General features: G+C 61.0%; 17 protein-coding genes. 1 reads left to right on the top strand and 16 read right to left on the bottom strand.

All coding sequences use genetic code 11. The annotated features are described in order from the left end of the window. Nucleotides 1-45: 45 nt before the first annotated feature. The 12 genes from U5A67_RS19775 to U5A67_RS19720 all read right to left on the bottom strand — a co-directional run bounded on the left by U5A67_RS19775 (nucleotide 46) and on the right by U5A67_RS19720 (nucleotide 14,638). The gene (locus U5A67_RS19775) at nucleotides 46-2,631 is read right to left on the bottom strand and encodes a hypothetical protein (RefSeq protein ID WP_321814574.1); all 2,586 of its coding nucleotides are present in this window, start codon (nucleotides 2,629-2,631) and stop codon (nucleotides 46-48) included. A gap of 3 nt (nucleotides 2,632-2,634) precedes the next feature. After that, nucleotides 2,635-5,355, bottom strand: coding sequence for a transglycosylase SLT domain-containing protein (locus U5A67_RS19770; RefSeq protein WP_321814575.1), 2,721 nt, complete (start codon nucleotides 5,353-5,355; stop codon nucleotides 2,635-2,637). Between the two features lie 130 nt (nucleotides 5,356-5,485). Next, a complete protein-coding gene (locus U5A67_RS19765; protein ID WP_321814576.1) occupies nucleotides 5,486-7,627 on the bottom strand; it encodes a hypothetical protein in 2,142 nt (713 codons plus the stop codon). 1 nt (nucleotide 7,628) lies between these two features. Next, the gene (locus U5A67_RS19760) at nucleotides 7,629-8,432 is read right to left on the bottom strand and encodes a hypothetical protein (RefSeq protein WP_321814577.1); all 804 of its coding nucleotides are present in this window, start codon (nucleotides 8,430-8,432) and stop codon (nucleotides 7,629-7,631) included. Between the two features lies 1 nt (nucleotide 8,433). Beyond that, complete coding sequence (locus U5A67_RS19755; protein ID WP_321814578.1) at nucleotides 8,434-8,868, bottom strand: GNAT family acetyltransferase; 435 nt, start codon at nucleotides 8,866-8,868, stop codon at nucleotides 8,434-8,436. After that, the gene (locus tag U5A67_RS19750; protein WP_321814579.1) at nucleotides 8,865-11,174 is read right to left on the bottom strand and encodes a hypothetical protein; all 2,310 of its coding nucleotides are present in this window, start codon (nucleotides 11,172-11,174) and stop codon (nucleotides 8,865-8,867) included. The genes U5A67_RS19755 and U5A67_RS19750 overlap by 4 nt, the downstream gene beginning before the upstream one ends. Before the next feature lie 17 nt (nucleotides 11,175-11,191). Beyond that, on the bottom strand, nucleotides 11,192-11,809 hold the full coding sequence (locus U5A67_RS19745; protein ID WP_321814580.1) for a hypothetical protein: 618 nt from the start codon (nucleotides 11,807-11,809) through the stop codon (nucleotides 11,192-11,194). Nucleotides 11,810-11,835: 26 nt separating this feature from the next. Beyond that, nucleotides 11,836-12,087, bottom strand: coding sequence for a hypothetical protein (locus U5A67_RS19740; RefSeq protein ID WP_321814581.1), 252 nt, complete (start codon nucleotides 12,085-12,087; stop codon nucleotides 11,836-11,838). 3 nt (nucleotides 12,088-12,090) lie between these two features. Further along, entirely contained in the window at nucleotides 12,091-12,543 is a 453-nt protein-coding gene (locus tag U5A67_RS19735) for a Bbp16 family capsid cement protein (protein ID WP_321814582.1), read from the bottom strand. A gap of 37 nt (nucleotides 12,544-12,580) precedes the next feature. Then, complete coding sequence (locus U5A67_RS19730) at nucleotides 12,581-13,582, bottom strand: major capsid protein (protein WP_321814583.1); 1,002 nt, start codon at nucleotides 13,580-13,582, stop codon at nucleotides 12,581-12,583. 32 nt (nucleotides 13,583-13,614) lie between these two features. Then, the gene (locus U5A67_RS19725) at nucleotides 13,615-14,331 is read right to left on the bottom strand and encodes a hypothetical protein (protein WP_321814584.1); all 717 of its coding nucleotides are present in this window, start codon (nucleotides 14,329-14,331) and stop codon (nucleotides 13,615-13,617) included. A 25-nt stretch (nucleotides 14,332-14,356) separates the two neighbouring features. Then, entirely contained in the window at nucleotides 14,357-14,638 is a 282-nt protein-coding gene (locus U5A67_RS19720; RefSeq protein WP_321814585.1) for a hypothetical protein, read from the bottom strand. A gap of 22 nt (nucleotides 14,639-14,660) precedes the next feature. Here U5A67_RS19720 and U5A67_RS19715 point away from each other — a divergent pair, with 22 nt between their 5' ends. Continuing rightward, nucleotides 14,661-14,936 (top strand): hypothetical protein, encoded by a 276-nt coding sequence (locus tag U5A67_RS19715; protein WP_321814586.1) that lies wholly within the window; start codon nucleotides 14,661-14,663, stop codon nucleotides 14,934-14,936. A 5-nt stretch (nucleotides 14,937-14,941) separates the two neighbouring features. On the opposite strand, the gene U5A67_RS19710 is transcribed toward U5A67_RS19715, so the two are convergent. The 4 genes from U5A67_RS19710 to U5A67_RS19695 form a co-directional block, all read right to left on the bottom strand. After that, the gene (locus tag U5A67_RS19710; RefSeq protein WP_321814587.1) at nucleotides 14,942-16,576 is read right to left on the bottom strand and encodes a portal protein; all 1,635 of its coding nucleotides are present in this window, start codon (nucleotides 16,574-16,576) and stop codon (nucleotides 14,942-14,944) included. Then, nucleotides 16,576-16,776 (bottom strand): hypothetical protein, encoded by a 201-nt coding sequence (locus U5A67_RS19705; RefSeq protein ID WP_321814588.1) that lies wholly within the window; start codon nucleotides 16,774-16,776, stop codon nucleotides 16,576-16,578. Before U5A67_RS19705 ends, U5A67_RS19710 begins: the two co-directional genes overlap by 1 nt. Before the next feature lie 65 nt (nucleotides 16,777-16,841). Next, nucleotides 16,842-18,263: a TerL gene (locus U5A67_RS19700; protein WP_321814589.1), complete on the bottom strand. Its 1,422-nt coding sequence runs from the start codon at nucleotides 18,261-18,263 to the stop codon at nucleotides 16,842-16,844. Continuing rightward, nucleotides 18,260-18,628, bottom strand: a complete 369-nt coding sequence (locus U5A67_RS19695) for a hypothetical protein (RefSeq protein ID WP_321814590.1) — start codon at nucleotides 18,626-18,628, stop codon at nucleotides 18,260-18,262. Before U5A67_RS19695 ends, U5A67_RS19700 begins: the two co-directional genes overlap by 4 nt. Nucleotides 18,629-18,636: the final 8 nt, after the last annotated feature.

The raw sequence follows: 18,636 nt of genomic DNA, 5'->3' as shown, positions 1-18,636 counted from the left end.
TCTAGAGATGCGCCAATGATTTCGGTTTACGTTCGCACTTTCCTGCTATCCGCCAGCAGCCGTTGCTAGGTTTGGAGAACGTTGCGGGGACAACGTAGCTGGTGACCACCAGTAATCATTTCCATATTGCTGGTTAGATCTCCGAATGTTCCGTTGCGTTACCCCAGGCGAAAGGTTCTCGGCTATGTTGTCCCAGATCAGGCGATTCCAAACGGTCTTCCAGTACCAGAGATTGACGATCGGCAGATTGCTTTGCACGGTCTTCATGAGATCAGCACCGAAGTGCGTTTCTTTGCCGCTGTAGTAATCGCCCAGGTTGCGTTTGATCGCAAGTAAAGGTTGAATTGCTGTCGACACAACCGGACCGCCAACAAGATTTGCTGCGAACTCGCCGTACTGGTCGCTGGAAAACAGGTTGTTCACGAGATCGCCCATGAAACCTGCGCCACCTCCAAGAGTGAACGCTCGCATCCAGAACGAAGCCGCCTTCCCGGGATTCCCGACCATCGGCTCGGGATCTTTACCGGACAACATATCTTTTATCTGCGTCGCGATCGCCCCCATGATCGTCGTGCTCACGACGAGCGCCGCGCCATAGGCCAGCGGATTCGCGAGAGCGGGCGCACCTTCGACGCGGAAATCTCCCGTGCGTCGCATCTCTGCGAGGCGCCCCCAATGCCGTGTGATCATCGCGATAGGGAACGTCTTGAACTGCATGAATGTGCGCTGCAGTTCGCCGTGCCAGGTGCCCGTTGAACCTGCGTTGATCACCTTTGCGGTCAGGTCAGGATTAAGAACTGCGAACTCGCCCTCCTCGCGAATCATGCCGAGGATTTTGGGCACCACATTTTGCGCGTCAGGGTGCCCTGACGAATAGATCGAGTCGGGCGTGAGATACCGGTTGCCACCGAACTCGGCCATCTCGGCCCCATTCACGACAGCCCAATCTGAATCGGTGATGCCAGCGCGCGACAACGTTCGGCGATCCCATTCGGTCAGGTCTGCCCAAGGCTTCTCGGCGATGCCCGCCAGCCCGCGCATCATCGTGGCCTGAAATCCCGAGCGCATTGCGTCCGTCCAGCCCGTCACGCCGCCGAACTTCATCGTTGACGCGGCAAGGTTGCGCGACCAGCTCTGGCTTAGATTGTCCATTCCCCAGCGCGTCATGCCGTGCTCGAGCTCTTCGGCAATGATGCCCTGCGTCGACAGCCAGTCACGCAATTCTCCCGACCCGGGCGCCATCAGACGCGCGGCCGTGCCGAGCGTCTGAAAGAACGGCAACTTGTTGTAGTGGGCGGTGACGAACATCGAGCCGACATCGCCAAGCGCGGCGAGCACGGTGCTTTGCAGCTTCATCGCGGTAACTGCCGTGCGCACTGTCGCGAAGTTACGCGCGAGCGTCGGATCCACCGGCGTATTCGTCACGCCGTTGACGTAATCCCAATAGGCTCCGATCGACGTCGGGCCCTTTTCGAGTTTGCGCATTGGCGTGCCGTCGTGCTCGGTCGTGCGCTCGATCTGCCCCAGGATGGTACGCGTGGCGTTCGGCCCATAGCGTTCGGTAAGCACGACGTTCTTCGACATCACGTTGATGTGGCCATACATCGCGTCAAGCATCGTGCCTTCGCCATAGGCGGCGTTGTAGGCCATGTGCGACTCCGCGTCGAGAAAGTGCAAGACGCGGTGCTGCGAATTTGCGTTAGCCCGCGCGCCAACGACATTCCGCGACGCGTTCAGATCGCTCGGCACAGTTCCCGAAATTTCGTCCCAGATGCCTGGCTTGCGTGACTCAACCTTCTTGCCGTCTGCGGCCGTGCGCGCCTGCTGCCACGGGCCGCGCTCTTCGCCAGTCAGCATGCGCATGACTTCCGCATCAGTCATCGGATCGCCGTAGTCATTCAGGAACTGCGTGCGGTCGAGTAAAGGAAAAACGAACTGCGCCCAACGGGCGCGCTGCACATCCGAGCCGTCACCCAGCACCTTGATCTGGCTGTGCTTGATCGGCGCGTATCCGTAGCCAACGCGGCCTACGTTGCCGCCAGCCGTGTTGAAGCGCGTGCGCAGCGCCTCGTTCGTCTTCGTGATCTCTTCGGCCGCGCCTTTCGCCACATCGTTGCCGGTAGAGCCAGGATCATAAATCTCGCGCACGATGTCGCGCTCCATCGCCGGGTTGTCGACGTCGAACGCTCGCGCAAGCCAGTTTTGCCCGTGTTTCATGCCCTCGATCGCACCCATCGTGCGACGCATGTAATCCGCCTTCGTCGCGTTCACGAGCACGTACGTCTGTTCGATGTCCTTTTTTACCTCGCGCTCACGAGCGCCCTTTTCGAACGCTTTCTTCGGATCGGCGAATACAGCGCGATCGATACGATCGTCGGTCTCAACCTGCTTGGAAAGCTGCAATAGCTTGCGCTGACGGGCGAGATCTGCCTCATGTTGCAACTGCTGCTGCGCCCACTCGGCTCCAGCGTTGATGCGCTGCGCGAGCGTCATCGCGCCCCAGGCGTCAACGTCGCGATTGCGCACGACGCGCATGCCAGCGCGCACGCGGTTCTCGATACCGTCCAGTTCGGCCTTCGTCAATTTCCGGTTTGCAGCCTGCGAAACGGCCTGCGCACATTTGTCGTGCATGGATCAACCCCCAAGCGAAAGGAAGCACTGTGCGGCCACGCGGAACAGGTTCGCGCCCGAAACAGTCTCAGAGTGCTCGCGATCAATGAGATCGAGCGCATCCTGTAGCGGACCGTCAAACGCCGCAGTGCGCGGGTTCGCGGAAGAAAAGTCGCTACCCTCAACAGGCGCGTCGAGCGTGACACGTCGATCAGGGTTTTCGGCGGCGGACTTGCGCAGGTTCGATTCAACGACCGAGCCAGTTGCAGGTGCGGCGTCAGGCGGGGCGCCGATCTCCAGACTCGGTGCTTCGCCGTCGCGCGGCGGCCGTAGAAGATCCATCGCCGTCCAGTTTTTGCCAGCGGAGTCGACCATCCCCTTTTCAAATCCGACGATGCGATGCAGCGCTCCCTCGCTGCTCAATGTCACGTCACGCCCTTCGAGCAATGCTGCGCGCACGCGCTGCTCAATCGCTGCTGCAGCCTTACGCAAGTTCACCGACCCATTCTCGGCCAGCGACGCACGAGTAATCACCTCTCGGCCATCGGTGCGTGCCGCGCCGTCGTCGAGACGACGCATCCCCGCCGCTTCAGCGTCACGCAACTCGAAGAATGCATACGGAGCTTTCTGGTCCGTGCCTTCGTCGTCAAACGTCTTCATCAGACGGGGATCGCTTTCCGGGATATCGTGATAGAAGACGTGCCCCGCTGCACCCGACTTCGCGGCATAGCCTTCGGCGTATCGTCGATCTCCCGGCGCGACCCAGCGTCCGGTCGGATTTTCGAACTCCTGGCCACCGTGGTACAGGCGAACGAACCCAGGCGCGAGCGGCGGCTCAGCGCCACCAGCATCATTCGGGGAAGTAGCCGCGCCCGCCATCGAACCTTCAGCCGCAGATACTGGCGTCGGCTCACGCTCCACAGTGGCGAGCCGCTGGACGAAGTCCGCAAGCGGCCGGCGTGTCGTCTGAGGCACATCGATCTGATCGCGCGCGGCGCGCAACTTCCCAAGCTGCTGATCAACGCCAGCAATCGCGTCGTTGGCGCGCTGGGCTTCGGCGTTGCGCTGGATGATCTGCTGCAGACGCTGGATCTTGTCGGCATGATCTTGAACCATGTCCGCGTATTCCTGACGCTGCGCCTCGATCTGCTTCTCGGCGCGCTTCGCCGCCGCCTTGAATTTGACGCCCGTCGACTGGATCTGGCGAGTCAGCGTCTTTGGATCTGACTCGAAAGAAACCGGAGGCGTCGCCTGCAGGCTTGCCAGTTCGGCGCGAGCATCGGTAACGCCGCCGCGCTCGGCTAATTGCGAAGCCTGCTGCACGAGATCCGCGCGCGACGCTTCGGCATCATTGATCATCCCGTCGAGCGCGCTCGCGCGCGACGCATCGTCACCACTGACGAACGATGAAACGTCAGGAAAGCGGCCCGCTGCCATCTGCTGCGCGGCGGCCTCAAATGCGGCCTGGTGCGCGCTGGTCGACGTTAGATCGTCGGGCGTCCCGAACACGTGCGCGTCGTCAACGATGCGCTGGCCCTGCGCCTTGAGCGCCGCGTCTACCTGATCGCCCGTGGGCGAAAACGTCGCGCTGTCGATCGCATGCGTCGCGGCGAACTGATCGAAGCGGTGAAGATAGTCAATCGTCTCCTGCGCCGTCGGCGCGCCGCCCGCCTGCACTGCGCGCGCCTGCTCGACGCCGCCGTTGTATTCCGTGACCGCCGCTCGCATATCGCCGTTGTAGCGCTGTAGCAGATCCTTCGCGTATGCTGCGGCCGCGTTGATCGAGTTGACCGGGTCAGTAGGATCGCCGTTTCCGTACGCTCCCCACGTGTCCTTCGTGAACTGCATTACGCCTTTGGCGCCCGCGCTGCTCACCTGGTTACTGTTCGAGCGCTCGCCCTGGTTCTTGATGAACAACAGGAAACTCGGCGGCACACCGGCGGCCTGCGCGGCCTGCGTCGCGTATGCGTCGAGCGCAGGCGAGTTGTACGGCAACGCCTTGCGCGTGGCGACGCTCATATCGGTCAACGGTACGCCCGGGCCAGCGGCCGCCGCAGCTGCCGCGCGGGCGCCCAGCGCCACGTGCACACCTCCGAACACGCCAGCCACCAGCGTCGACGCAGCGAGGTTCACCGGATCAAGCGGATTGATCTGGTCCGCCAGCCCGTCATAGTTGGCGTTGCGCAGGATCGCCTTTTCTGCCGCGCCCTGCACGATGCTCATGCCCGGGCCGCCGATACCCACCAGCGCTGCCGTACGCGCGAGCGTAGATCCAGCGACAGGCAGCACGGCGCCCACACCGCCGATTGCGCCCTCGACGCCACCCGCTGCGGTCCGCGTGCCAACGTCGACGCCCTGTCGCTTCAGGTCCTCGGCACGGCCCATGCCGATTGCCGTGCCGCCCACCGCAGCGCCAGCAAACGGGCCGCCGAGCACTGCCGCCGGAACTATCTGCGTAAGGCCGCTGACCGCGCCCTGTACAACCTGATCAACCGTCGTGGTGTTAGACGGGTCTGCCTTCAGGGTGTCCGCAAGATCGTATGCGGCCGTGCCCACGCGCGACTCGAAGAGATGGCCAGCGCTAGCCTTCGCGAGCGCGGCGTTCACATGCGCGTCCGCCTGCTGCACAAGTTCCGGATTACCGGCCAGCATGTCGGTATCAACGTAAAGCTGCGACAGGCCGGCGGCCGTGTCAGCGGCGGCGCCGAACAGAGATGTCGCGCCCTGCCCGATACCGCGTCCCACCGCGCGCGCGATGGAACCGATTGACGTCGACGAAGCAAGAGGCGGCGACGGCACATTGACCTGATTCGAACCAGTAAGAAACGCCGACGTTGAGTCGGCGTAAAGATCATCGATCGGCGGCATTCGAGCCTCAGAACGTTGGGGTATAAGTCGGATCGGAACTGGTGGTCGGCGCCGTTGCGACAGGCGCTCCCTGCGCGCCCTTCTGCGCGAGCGAAAGGTGCACGTTTATGGGTGCGCCACTCGAATCGGTGACGAACTTCGAGCCGGTCGACACGGCATATGTGCCGCGCACGCCAACGCGCACGAGCTGGTAGCTCGGAAATTTCGCCATAAAGTCCGCAACCGGGATCGGCGTCCCATTCGCATACACCATATCGACCGGCTTGCCGCCCACTGTGTTCTCAATGTTCTCGGCTGTGGCACTCTTCACTGAGTTTTGGAAATCGTCCTCGTGCCAGCCATACGGCATCGCAACGCGGTTTGCGTCGCCATTCGGGCGCAAGCCTCCGGTTGTCGAAATGCCGCCTGTTGCAGAATTGATGCCGTTCTGAATATCGGCCGAAGTCGGGATGCCGCCTGATCGGTTCGCGCGCGCCGCGCTTCCTGCGGCGATATACCAAGCCATTTCCTTCGCGTCATCTGCCTGCTGCGGCGGCAACGCTCCGTCTATCGCGTTCGCGATCTGAGCTTTCAGGCCAGTCCCCGCACCCTCGTCGACCTTGACCGTCTTGTCCTTGAGCGCCTGCTCGCCCTGCAGAATGAACGCGCTGACCGGTGCGCCGCTCATCGTCATCAGAGGATTGCCGTTACCGCCGCCGGCGCCCGCCTTCAACGCGAGCGCGACAGCAGGATCTTTCTCTTTCCACTGCTGAGCTAGATCATTGATGCGCGCAGCCTGTCCGAAAACGCCGCCAAGTGAATCGAGCACCTGCGCCTTTTGATCGATTGGCAACGCCTGCACCTGCTTGAATACCTGTGTCGACTCATCTGGCGTCAGGAGAGACACGCGGCGCCCGGCGGCATTCTCAACGGCGCCCGCAGCAGACACGCGCGCGCTAAGCGAATTCATCAGCGAACCAACACTCGAGGTATCCACCTGTGGGATCTGTTGGATAACGCCGCGATCGAGCGCCGCGTTCCACGGATCGGTTTTGTATGCCTCCACGCTTGCCGTGTAGATCTTCTGGCGGGCCGCGACGGCGGCCGCCGTGGCTGGATCTGTGCCCACGCCCGGCGTGGCCGCTGCGCTCTGGTCAGCCTGGATCGATGCGCGCTGCTGCGGAAGTGGCATGCTCGCGAAACCGGCATTGCGCGAGGCTTGTTGGATCAGTTCCTGAGTCTGCCCGGCAACTGCCGTGCCATTCGTTGATGCGAGCAGCGTCGTCTGATACGGCAGGCTAAGCTGCTTGCCGTCGTTGACCAGCGATAGCGCCTGATTATAGGCATCGACGCCAGCATTCTCGCGCTGCAGCGCGGCTGCATCTGCTGCGTTCTGTTGCTGCAACCAAAGTGCCTGCGCATGGTTCTGCAGCACATTGAGCTTTTGCGGCTCAACGCTACGCATCCACTCGTAGCCGGCCGGCATCGGCTTGTCTGCGGGCGTCTGGAACGCGCTGATGAAGCCGCTCGGGTTGTCCTGCGATATGCGCGCACCCGCGGCGAAGGCCGCTTCCTGCGTAAATTTCGTCACGAGCGCCTGCTTCATATTGCCGTCGATACCAGCTATGCCGTTGACGGTCCCGAGCAGCGGCGCGAGCGCGGCGGTGTATTGCGTAGGATCCTGCGCAATCGTGCGCGTCACGTTGTCAGAAGCGTCGCCGAGATTCTGCGCGATGTACTTCGTGCGCATGTTGTTCTCGGCATCCTGCATGGCCACGCCGTAGGTCGCCTGCTGGTGATCGAAATACAGGTTGAGCGTCTTCAGCGCGTATGGGTCTGTGACGCCCTGCAGCGTGTCGGTGCGGATCTTGTCGAACGATTGCTGGAAGCCCTGCGTCAGGCCATAGCCGCCGGCCTGTGCATTCGAAATCGCATCGTTTTTCGCCTGATTCAGTTGCAGCCCGACTTGCGAAGTGACACGCGCGGCCTCGGTCGACGCCGCATCCTTCTGGACAATCTGCTGGGCTTCAGCATATTGCGTTACCGCCTGTGCTACCTGCCCGATGGACTGCCCGAGCGTGCTCGTAGGCACAGCAAGAGGAGCCGTAGGGATCGGAGCGCCATCCTGAATCGACGTTTGCTGCTGATAGTTTGGGATCCTGACCGGCATATCATTGCGCTCCCACAACAGACTTGAGGCCAGCACCAAGGCGCGCAAACTGCGAATAGCCCATCAGCGCCGACGTGCCCGCGCCGATCACGCCGTTGATAAGCGAATCAGTCGAATTGCTCGCGAGCACTTTTGCCTGGCTTTCGAGGTTCGAAGCCTGATCCTCGTATGCCTGCCCTTGCAAGATTCCCTGATAGCGCGTTTGCAGCGCGTCCAGCTCGGCCTGCCCGGCGCTCTGCACCTGCGTACTCAGCATCGAGCCGCTGTTCGAGACGAAGCCCGACTCAGCCGCCGCGGCAGATTGTGCGCCCAGCTGCTGCGCTGAATTACGGCGGACCTGCTCTTCGCGCTGAATGCCAACGTTGAATGCGTTTTGCGCGTTTTCGCGCGCGACCTCGGCGTTATTCTTCGCAAGCTGCGACTGCGCGCTCTGCTGCTTAGATGAGGAGATCCCGGAAACCAGGTTGCTGACAGCGGACAGCGCCAGCGATGCCAACTGCGTGGTCGATAGCGCACTCACAGTCCCAGCTGAAGCGGCCGATCCAGCCGTAGCGGCCGTGCCTGCTGCAGCAGCGCCAGCGCCCGCAGCAGCACCGGCACCAGCGGCCGCGCCTGCGCCAGCAGCAGCGGCCGATCCAGCAGCAGCGCTGGCCGCGCTCGCGGCGGCCGCACTCGCTGCCGCCGTGCTTGCGGCGCCAGCGCCGGCGGCAGCGGAAGAAGCAGCGCCCGCTGCTGCCGCAGAAGACGCCGCACTCGCGCCAGCAGCAGCGCCCGCGCCAGCTGCTGCACCACCAAGAATGGCCATATCACTTCACCCTTGCGTAAAGAATCATGTCCGCCCCATCGGGCGTGTATTTCCGACGAATTCCCTCAACGATAAAGCCGAGGTGATCGGCCCACCTGCAGCCAGCAGCGTGATCTGCGCGCACGTCGATTTCAATGCGCACCCATGGCGATTCGTCGAGTACCCGTTTGACAAGCCGATGAAGCCTAGGGAAATAACGGAACGCGCGCGGCGTAATCATCGACCACGCAATCGCACGATCCGTCCACGCCTCAGCTATGCCGCCGCACGCGATCGGCTCGCCGTCTTCGACGACGGCCCACGCGACACCCTTGTTTGCGATGAGAGTGCGGGCATAGTCTTCGTCGATCGTCTGGATCGTGGTCTGCTGCGCCGTCTGCAACTTCGCGCCAACGGCGACCACGTGGTGCACATCAAGCTTCTCGAGTGTGATCACGACGGCGATATTCCCATGTTGGGCATCAGCGCCAGAATCACGCTCGGCAGCGGCTGCTCGTTCTTGAAACAGATCGATGGAGATTCCTCGTATCCACCGCGCCATTTGACTTTCACCTTGTCGCCAGTGAAAAGCGGCACGGCCTGATCCTGAAGATCCGGCACGCGACGGAACAGGATCTCCTCCATCTTCGATGCCGAACCACCGCTGCGCACGTTGGACGCGTCAAACTGCGGGCCGATGAATCCGCCAACCGAGCGATAGAACCGAATCGTGACATCGGTGATTCGCTTCTGTTTGCCCTGCACTGTGCCGGCCGCCGATTGAACGCTCATCTGCATCGTTTCAAATCTCGCGGGCGCGGCCAAGCCAGCATGGACAGTCGACGCATCCAGTGGGATCGTGATCGATCCGTTCGTCACGGTCTGGTCTGGAACCGTCGCGCCGTCAGCGAGAACCTGTACCGTCTGCCCTTCAAGATGATCAAGGCCTGAGAACGTGGATTTGGGCGTGCCCGTGTACGTCAAACCACAGTCGACATAGAACGATTCCTCGATTTCCTGATCGTCCTGGAGCGGACGGACCATGTATTCGATGTAGCGCTTTGTCACGCCGTTGATCGTACGCCGCACGATCATCCACACGTCGTCATACGAACCATCCGGCGACGGCAACGTCTCGACGCATTCGACGAAGCCGTTGGTCATTGGGTGACGGTGCCACCCATAGACGTTAGCCTCACCCGGCTCGCGGTCATACGTCATGCCGATAAGCATCCCATCAGCACGAGCGCCCCACACGACCGAATATGGTTCCTGCTGATAGGCGATCGAGATCAGGCCGGTGTACGTGCCATCTGTCCCGCGCGTGATGTGATCTGCCAAATTCGTCGTATCGGACGAAATATATTTGTTCGTCGAATAGTCGTAGTCGAAACTACGCACCTTGCGGCCCGCCTTCTGCACGAAGATCGCGAGACCGCCAACGTCGAGCGGTACGAGCGAGCGCGAGCCGTAGCTCGAGTTGCGCGTCGCCTGAATATTCGTGGGGCTGACGGCCGATGCCGTCGACGTAGGCGCGACGACCCACTCTTCGCCATTCATGCCGACCAGCAAGTTGTCCTGCTCGACAAGCCACACGATCTGATTCAACCTTCGTGCGTTTAGCTGCTCCGTCATGCCGTCATCATCGACCGTGGTATCAGCTTCCTTGAACTCGAAGTTTTCGTAGTCAGCGGAAACCGAAAGCGCAATCCAACGCCCCCGTGCGAGCACAAGGCGATTACGCCAAAACGTGCCGTTTGCCGGATAACCATCGGTCGAATTGAACAATGCACGCCGCCATTTGTACGTACCCGTGCTCAGGATCTGCGCTGGGATCATGACGGAGTCATTTGGGTTACCACTCGTAACCGTGCCACTTACTTGCGTGCCGCTCACCAACGATGTGATTTGCACGTAACCGTAGCCGCTGTGCAGATACTCCCATTCCACACCGATCGAGCCATAAGCATCAGTAGACGTCGGATCCTCGCCATCGCCGTCCCACGCCAACCCAGCGGTGTGAACCGGCGTCTCGACTCCAGTTACCTGCGTGCTGTTCGAGCCCACTGCAGTGCACTTGTAGACTCGCTCATCGACACGCCGAAAATCGCCGACGGAGACAGCCTGATAGGTCGCCCAAGGCTTGACATCCGAAAAGTCTTTTTGCTCGAGGTAAAAGATTGTGCCGACGTCTGCCGCCGTGAATATCGACGAACTGGCAGTCAGCACCGTCGTTCCCGTCTGAGCGCTAGACGTAACGGTTACCGACTCGTCACTGTTCTGATCCTGAAACGGACCGGCAACCCAGTCCACCGCACTCAGCGTGAACGTCGTCGAGCTCGTTCGAATCAACTTCTGGGTCTGATGCGACTCGTGGAAAATGTAGAGCGTGTCGGCGCTCTGAGCAAACCGCAACGCAAACGTGCCTTCAGTGCTGATAAGTTCAGCGATCACGTACGGCGTCGCGATAGTCACTTGCGTCGAGCCGCTAAGCAGTTGACCGCGATTTGCATAGACGCGAATAACCTGGTCGGCGAATTCGAGCATGTAATTCGTGCCGTCCGAAACAGTAAAGCTCTTCAGCCAGCCACGGTCATTGCTATCATTCACCTCGCCAATAAAGCAGGTGCCACCGCGACGCACAAGAGGGCCTTGCACGACCGGAATGAAGTTCTCCAGAGTCTGACAGCCATTCGCATATTTATTGAAGTCGACGCGGCCGCCCATGAAGGGCGAAAGCTCACCCGCGTCGAACGTCGTCATGATCGGAGATGCGTCCATCATTCTTCCCAGTGGTGATGGTGATCCCGTGCCGCGCCGCGCGCTTCCATCCACGTGTCGTCAGCGATAGCCTGCGACGGGCGTTCTAGCGCATTGGCGCGCTTCGCCACAGCAACGGCAGACGCGTATTCCTGCCACTTCGTCTGCGCCTTGCTTGAGTTCTGTGTAATAGGCTCGGCACATTCCGCAGCCAATCGACATGCAAGCACCTCGACGAACAGGTCATCGAACAACGAGGTATCCGCGGGCACTGCGATATAACGAAGGTGCAGCGGGGCAGGCAGGTCGGTGAGGATAGAACGACCTTCGACCGAGAACAGCCCGCGCGTGTCGGGCCGCGGATAGACGATGACTGGGCCAACCTGAAGGTTCCTGACCCAGTCAGTCGGAAGAGGAAAGGCACGCGCGAAACCAAAAGCCGGCGCGGTTGAAGAAGCCGCGAGCTTCGCGCGCGCCTTGGCAAAACTCCAGACGTTCGCCCGGAGCTCTGCCTTGAGAACGACGTCCCACATCGAATTCAGCGTCTCTGCTGCTTTCGAATCCTCGTCAAAGCTGGTGATTCGCTGCTCGCCGAGTTTCGTGAGTGCGCGGTTGCCGATGATGAGCTTGGAAGTCACAGGTCACTCCGTTACGGCGCGCCTGATTATCCCTGCTCGCCGGGTTCGTTCGTCGTCGTACTCGTCTCGCGCGCGCCAGAGGGTTTTGGGCCGGGCACGCCCTTCTCGCCCTTGGCAACCCGCTCCATCCATCGCCCAGGCTTGCCGTTGAACTCGAAGACTTCACCGGCTTCGACGATGCGGTGAACGACGCGCCGACCCGTTGCTTCAGGCCGGTTAGCCGGTTGCGCATCGTCGACCGGGATCTGGCCGCGCTCCTTTGCGATATAGGTCGGCATCTATCAAGCCACCGTGTAGCCGGACTTATAGATCGCGTTCGCCTGCGCATCCTTGACCAGGAATGCCGAGAACGCACCAGCCGTCAGCGGACCGGTTGCGACCGTGTAGCGCACGCCGAGATAGCGCTTGTACGTGCCCGACGGCAAGCGCACCTTGGCGAGCGTCGCCTTGGCGGCCATCTGCGCAAGCGAGAACGGCCCGAGCGTCACGTGCACAGTGCTCGAACCCGACGACAGATCGGTCGCCGTGTCGGATTCCAGCGTCACGGTTACCGTCGCTGCACCAGACGCCGTGGCCGACGTGTCGACCTGCAGCACGAGCGTCACGTCCTCGCCAGCGCCAATGTCGGTCGTCGTGTTGGCTTGCGCCGGGTTCGTGTCGATGGTGTTCGTCGAAACAGCCGTTGCGGTGACCGCCTGGCTGTCCGAGAACTCGTTGGTTTTATCGAGAATCATGAAACCTCTCCTGATGCGCGATCCGCGCGTTCGGGGTTTAGCTGACGACCGATTCGGTATTCAGGATCTGGTCGACCGTGCGGATCGGAATGCCGAGGAAGTTCGTTTCGAACTGACCGGCCGCTTCGGAAATCGACAGCGCCTGGAACGATTTCGACAGCGCCATCTTTTCGAGCGCGCTCTTGATCGTCCGATTCACATAGAAGCGCGGCGACACGTTGCCCTGCAGATTGGGCAGGCGATTCTTCGCGTCGATCATGTAGTTGATGAGCTGCTGCGCGTTTTGCGTGCCGGTCTGGCCCGACGCGTCCGACACGTCAATGTTCGCGACGCGCGCCACATAGCGCCAGTCCTTCACTACCAGACCGCAGTTCCATTCGAACAGGTCGGCATACGCGCGATAGCGGTTGTTGTTCGCGTCGAACGCATCGATCTCGCCAAGATCCTGGTGCGAAAGACCTGCCTTCGAGTTTTTCGGATAGATGCCGTAGACGGTCGAACGGCCCCAACCCACCAGCCAGATCGACGTGTTATCGCTGCCAGAGCCACCAGCATTGATGATGTTCTGCGCGACACCACTACCCGAGATTGCCGAATAGCGCGGGCCGAAACCGTAGAACTGTTCCGGGTTGATGCTCGTATCGCCGTAGATCAGCGCGGTGCAGTAGTCCTGCCCCATCTTCTCGATGAAGGCGTTCGCTTCGTCGAGGCGGAACACAGACGGATCGTTCGCCATGTTCACGGCCTTGACGTCCGGCTCGCTGCGCGCATTCAGCATGCCGCACGTGTCATCAACCTGCGCGGTCGTGCTCTTCGAGGCCGGAACGCCGCCGTAGAGCTTGCGCCAGACGGTAGCCGGCAAGCCGGTGCGGATCGTCGAGCGATTGCCGGTCGGCAGGTTGCCCTCGATCCACGGAATGTCCTGAACGATTTCGTTGGTCTGCGAGAGCAGCTCGGCGACATCCGCGGTCGAACCATCCGGGTCGAGGCGCTTGGCGATGTCGATGATGTTGAGATTCTTGTTGCCGACGACGGTCATTTTGATCGACTCCGTTTAGTGGTTTGGCTGCGTTACCCTTTCTTGGCCGAGCTTTTGAACATCCGTTGCGCTCGGGCCTGATCCGGATCAAGCGGCGCAGCGCCACCGCCTTCCGACCCGCCACCGGCGGCATTCAAAACACCTTCGCTCAACGCCGCGCCGATCTTCGAAAACGTCTTGAGGATCTGCGCGGCGCCTACTGCCTTCTCCAGATCCTCGGAGACTTCCCTAGGCACTCCGAACTGGAGAAGCGCCTTGCGACCGAGTTCGATATTTGCGTCGTAGTTGCTGCCCCATTCCTTCTGCAGCGCGGCCATCTGCGTTTCGCCCAACTGCTTCTGCGCTGCCACCGCGGCTTCATTCAGCCCAGCGACGTGCGCATTGAATTTCGTGACAAGCGCTTCGGCCGTTTTTTGCGAAACGCCAGCTTCGTGGAACCACGTCGCTGCCTGCTTCGCGAGCGCGTCGCTTTGACCATCCGGCACCGGAAGCTTGTAGTCTTCGGCTTTGGCCGGCGCAGCGTTCGCGGTTTCGGTATCGCGGAACGACTTGATCGCTTCGGCCGCTGTCTTGTAACCCTTGCTTTCGGCATACGCTTTCAGATCAGCGTCACCGAGAGTTTCGAGGAACGAAGGCGCACTTTCCTGCGTCGCCGCTGCAGCTGCACCATTGCCGCCGTCTGAACCGGTTGCTGCTGCGGCTACGCCACCACCCGCGCCGCCGGCATCGCCACCAGTCGTTTCATCCATAAGCACGTATCGCGTCATCAATCGCTTAAACATTCGGTTCCTCGCTGGTTGTATTGCTCGAGTCAGTCGACATTTCAGAGACTGTCGAGTTGGGTGTTTCGATGACGCCGGCCGCGCGCAGCACGGCCAGCAGATTGTTGAAATCGTCCAGCGTCGGCGCGGCCGTTAGATCGGCAATCGCCGTCCCGAGTAAAACGCCACCTCGGACTTCTGTGGTCGGCACGGCATCGCTGGCCATCGCGCCCAGCATTACGAGCGCAGCATCGCGCCCTCGAGCCGTCACGAGCATCGCGCCAAATGCCGTCATCGGTCGCTCACTCGGATTCGGCATGGTCTTGCTCGCTCAGAATCTGTTCGTCGGTAATGCGAAGGATCGAAAACAACCGGTTGAACACTTCGCGACGACCTTCGGCAAGCATCGACGCATGCGTATCAACGCTGCGCGACACGGGCGACACAACGACAGTCGAGCGATAGACACGACAGAAGTGCGCGAGATCTGTCATCACCGCGCGCGCGGCCGGCGTCAGATTTCCGCTGTCATCAAGAAAGCACTCGGCGTAAGCCTTGCGGCGGCGAAGCCGCGCAAAGATGCGGTCTGTTAGCTTGCTCATACGCCAGGCGCTCCCGACATTTGCGCCGCGGACGCGAAGTCTTTTGCAGCAGATGCAGCCTGCGGCGCGGCGTTGAGGATGTTCGTGAGCTGCGCGGCCTGCTGTTCGGCAGCTTGCTGCTGAGCGATCTGGTCTTCAGAGACGAGATACTTGACGGGCACACCGCCAATGTCCGCGAGGCCGCGCGCGACCGCTTGCCCATCGATCACCTTGAGCGCACCCTGGTCGAGCTGCGCAACGGTTGCGACCTGCTGGACCCACTGCAGAACGGCGGTGCCTTCGCTAGCTCGCATCGCCTTGTTGAGCGGGCTGTCGTAAATGATGTTGACGTTCGCGCCCGCCTCGATCATTTCAGGAGGCATCGGCGGCAACAGACCTGGCACGTGAGCGCAAATGTCGAGTTCTCGCTCAATCATCTGGCCGAGCATTTCGGTTTGCACCCGGCCCATCGTCGGCGCCAGCAGAATGCCCTTCTCTTGCGCGCGCTCGAGCACCTCGGTCGCCGTCATCTGCGGCGCTTCAGTCAATATCTGAAACAGCGTGACGTAAAACGATGCGTTGATCGTCTGGCGCTTCGAGTCCGCGTACTGCGTGCCGAACTGAATGTTCTCGCCGGTCTGCAGAGGCTTAACGAGCTGATTGCCCTGCGGATCAAGGCCGCCATGATTGAGCGCGCCAGAACGTAAATCGAAGCCTTCGAGAACGCCGTCTTCCGTGAGCAACAGCGGCGGCTCTACCGCCTTCTGTGCGCCGCGAATGATCGTGCGCTCCATCTCATTAACCATCTTGATATCGGGCAGCGAGTCCTCGGCGGGCGAGCCGCCATACTGCGTATCCGAATCAACGTAGAAGCGGCCAACGGCATAGGGATAGGTGCGGAATCCGGACAGGGCAATGAGTTCGCCATTCCACACCCAAGCAGATTCGAACGCCATATTGAGCGCGTCCATGCGCCCGGCGACGCGATCCGCTCGTGGTTGCACGCGGTGGATGAATTCGAACTTCGCCTCGGGCGTGCGCTCAAACGCTTTCTGCATGTGAATCGGCAGCTTGTCCATGCCGAACTTCTGCACGGCCTGACGAGCGCTCAGCGTCCAGCAATCGCACGACTTGTCGACGAAACCCGCCGCGTTCTCGACGAAATAGAACCCCTTGAGCGGCCGCGCGCGGTAGCGGATCCCCTGCCCGACAACTTCCTCGATCATGAGCGGGCCGTTACCGAACAGACCTAGGCTCTGATACGACTGGCCGATCTGCGTCGTGAACCCGCTACGCCATGAATAACGCACCGCGAACAGGATCTGCACGACCTGGTCTAGGTATGCGCGGACGTTCTCGTTGTCGGCCAGACTCTTGTTGTCCGTCGCAAGGCGGTGCCAAACCTGTGTGTGCGGCGTGATCATCGAATCGATGGCCGCAGTAAAGTTGCGCAGCGCCTGCGCCGCGGTCGAGTCAAAAATGCGCGAGTTGCGAAGCTTGCCCGGGTCGCTCTTCCGATTAAAGCCGCTCATGCGCGGCATCATGAAATCGATGATCTCGTTCCACGTCGCCTCGAACGAAGAACGACACTTCTTCATTTCCGCGAGATCGTTGTGGACCGACGAGACCAGGTCCTTTTCATCGCTCGCCATTACGACCCCAGCAGGGTTTTCGTGGCAACGCTGCCCGGCGAAACCGTCGCGTTATCACCGGCTGAAATGGTCGCGGTGACGCCCTTGCGCCGCTGCAAACGATCTTGCGCATCTTGCTGCGCCCGCGTCGTGTCGGTGATCGCCGGCGTGTTTGTCGCAGTCGTCTTGGGGATGCTGGGCGAGCTGAACAAGGTGGTCATTGCCAATCCAGAATATGCGTATGAGAACGCATGCTCGGGGATCGGCCACGCACTATCCTGCGAGGTCAGTCAGTGATGGCGCGCTTCGGTAGTGCGGTTGTGCGCTTGCGCTGAACCAGCGGCTTATGCTCGCCCGCGCCGACCAGCAGATACTGCAACGCTTCGGCAACGTGCGAATACATGTTTTTCTCTGCCTTGTCGGCGAACCGTTCACCCGAGACCTGAAGACGCCTGAAGCAGTATCCGCCCGAAAGCGCTTTGCGGAGCGTCTTGCAATTGGGGTGGATGAGAATGCCAGGCTCTCCGTCGATCAGTCGCGTTAGCGTCCCGTCAACGGCGCCATAGCGCAGCATCGTGTCATTGGTCGGCGCGGGCTTAGCCTCTAGCCCGGCAGCACGCAGGATCTTGAACGGCGTTTCTTCGTCATCCGCTTGAGAGCGCTGATCGCCTGCTGGGTCGCCTGAGATAGGCAGGATCTGCATGTCGGGATAGTGCAATTCAATGTGCCGATGGATTTCGTCAGCGAACTTGCGCGCGCCCATGCTGGTCGCCACCAGCTCCGAATGCACACGCCAGCCGCCCATCGCCTTGCGCTGCGCAAACACCGCGGCTGGCGTGAGACCGAAGTCCATGCCGATGTAGACAGGCGCGCCGCGACCGATCTCGAACACGCGGCAATGCAGCGAATCGACATAGTCTGGATGAATAGGACGACCATCGATCACGAAGCCGTATTCGTTCCCAAGGTTGACCTTGATCCAGTCCTGTTTCTTGCCCTGCATGCCATCAAGGTAATAGCCCGCTGGCAGGTTCTGGATGTTCTCGGCCTTTGGATTCACTACCCAATCTTCGCCATTGCGCACGACACCGCCTGGCTGGGTCAGGAATTTCCAGCCCTTAGGCTTCAACTCCTCGGCTAGCTCATACAGCCAATGGTCGTTGTCTGGCGAGTTCGTGTCGCCGAAGATCCCGTACCACGACGGGTGCACGTCCTTCGGATAGCGGCCAACGCGCAAGTCCAGCATGTCGACGACGGCCTTGGACAATTCCTTCACCTCGTTCAGCCACACCCACGTCGCCTGAAGGCCGCGCGCTTTCTTCACGTGCTCTGGTCGATCGAACGCGATGAACATCACCTCGGCCTCGACGGACGTCCCGTCCTCCAGGTCGAACGACAGATAGTGCGTCGGCGGCTCGCGTCCGCCGGCCACGTATCGGCCGAGATCCTCGAACATGTCCAGCCAGTCCTTGATCGTGGTCGACGACAGATCAGAATAGGTGTTGCGCACCGCGATGCCGCGCGTGCGCCGCACGCCGTATGCATCCGGCTCCTGTTCACACGCGATACGAAAGCCTTTCCAGCAACTGGCGTTCGTTTTGCCGCTGCCGAGCGGCCCGCGAATGATCACGCGGCGCTCACGCTCGAGGATGTATTCCTCGAGCGTGTCGCCTTGCGGCAGATAGCGAAATTCGATTTCGTCGCTCATGCGTCAGCGCACGAAGCAGCCGCAATGACGATGGCGCGACGCGTCGCAGCGCACGCGTCATCGCGAATGCTGACCTCGGCAGTCCATTTCGATTCGTCCGGATCGCAATACCGATCCCAATCGGGATTCTCAACACCAGCGACGACGAATTTGATTTCACCTCCGGCATTGATCTGCATGTGAAGACTCAGCCGCACAGCAAGCCTCAACGCATCGCCGTCGTCGTCGAGCGGATTCCAGCATGTGTGGTGCCCGTCACCATGAAAAATCGCCCACGTGCCAGAGCACGTCTCATCGAACTCAAAATCGACAATCCCAGCAGCGCGCGCGGCCCGCGCAAGCAACTCACGATCCTCGTGAAACATAGCGCCTC

Origin of the sequence: Paraburkholderia sp. J69-1 (assembly GCF_905220255.1) — a bacterium.
Lineage (GTDB): Bacteria > Pseudomonadota > Gammaproteobacteria > Burkholderiales > Burkholderiaceae > Paraburkholderia.
This window is presented reverse-complemented; position numbering and strand designations above follow the sequence as displayed.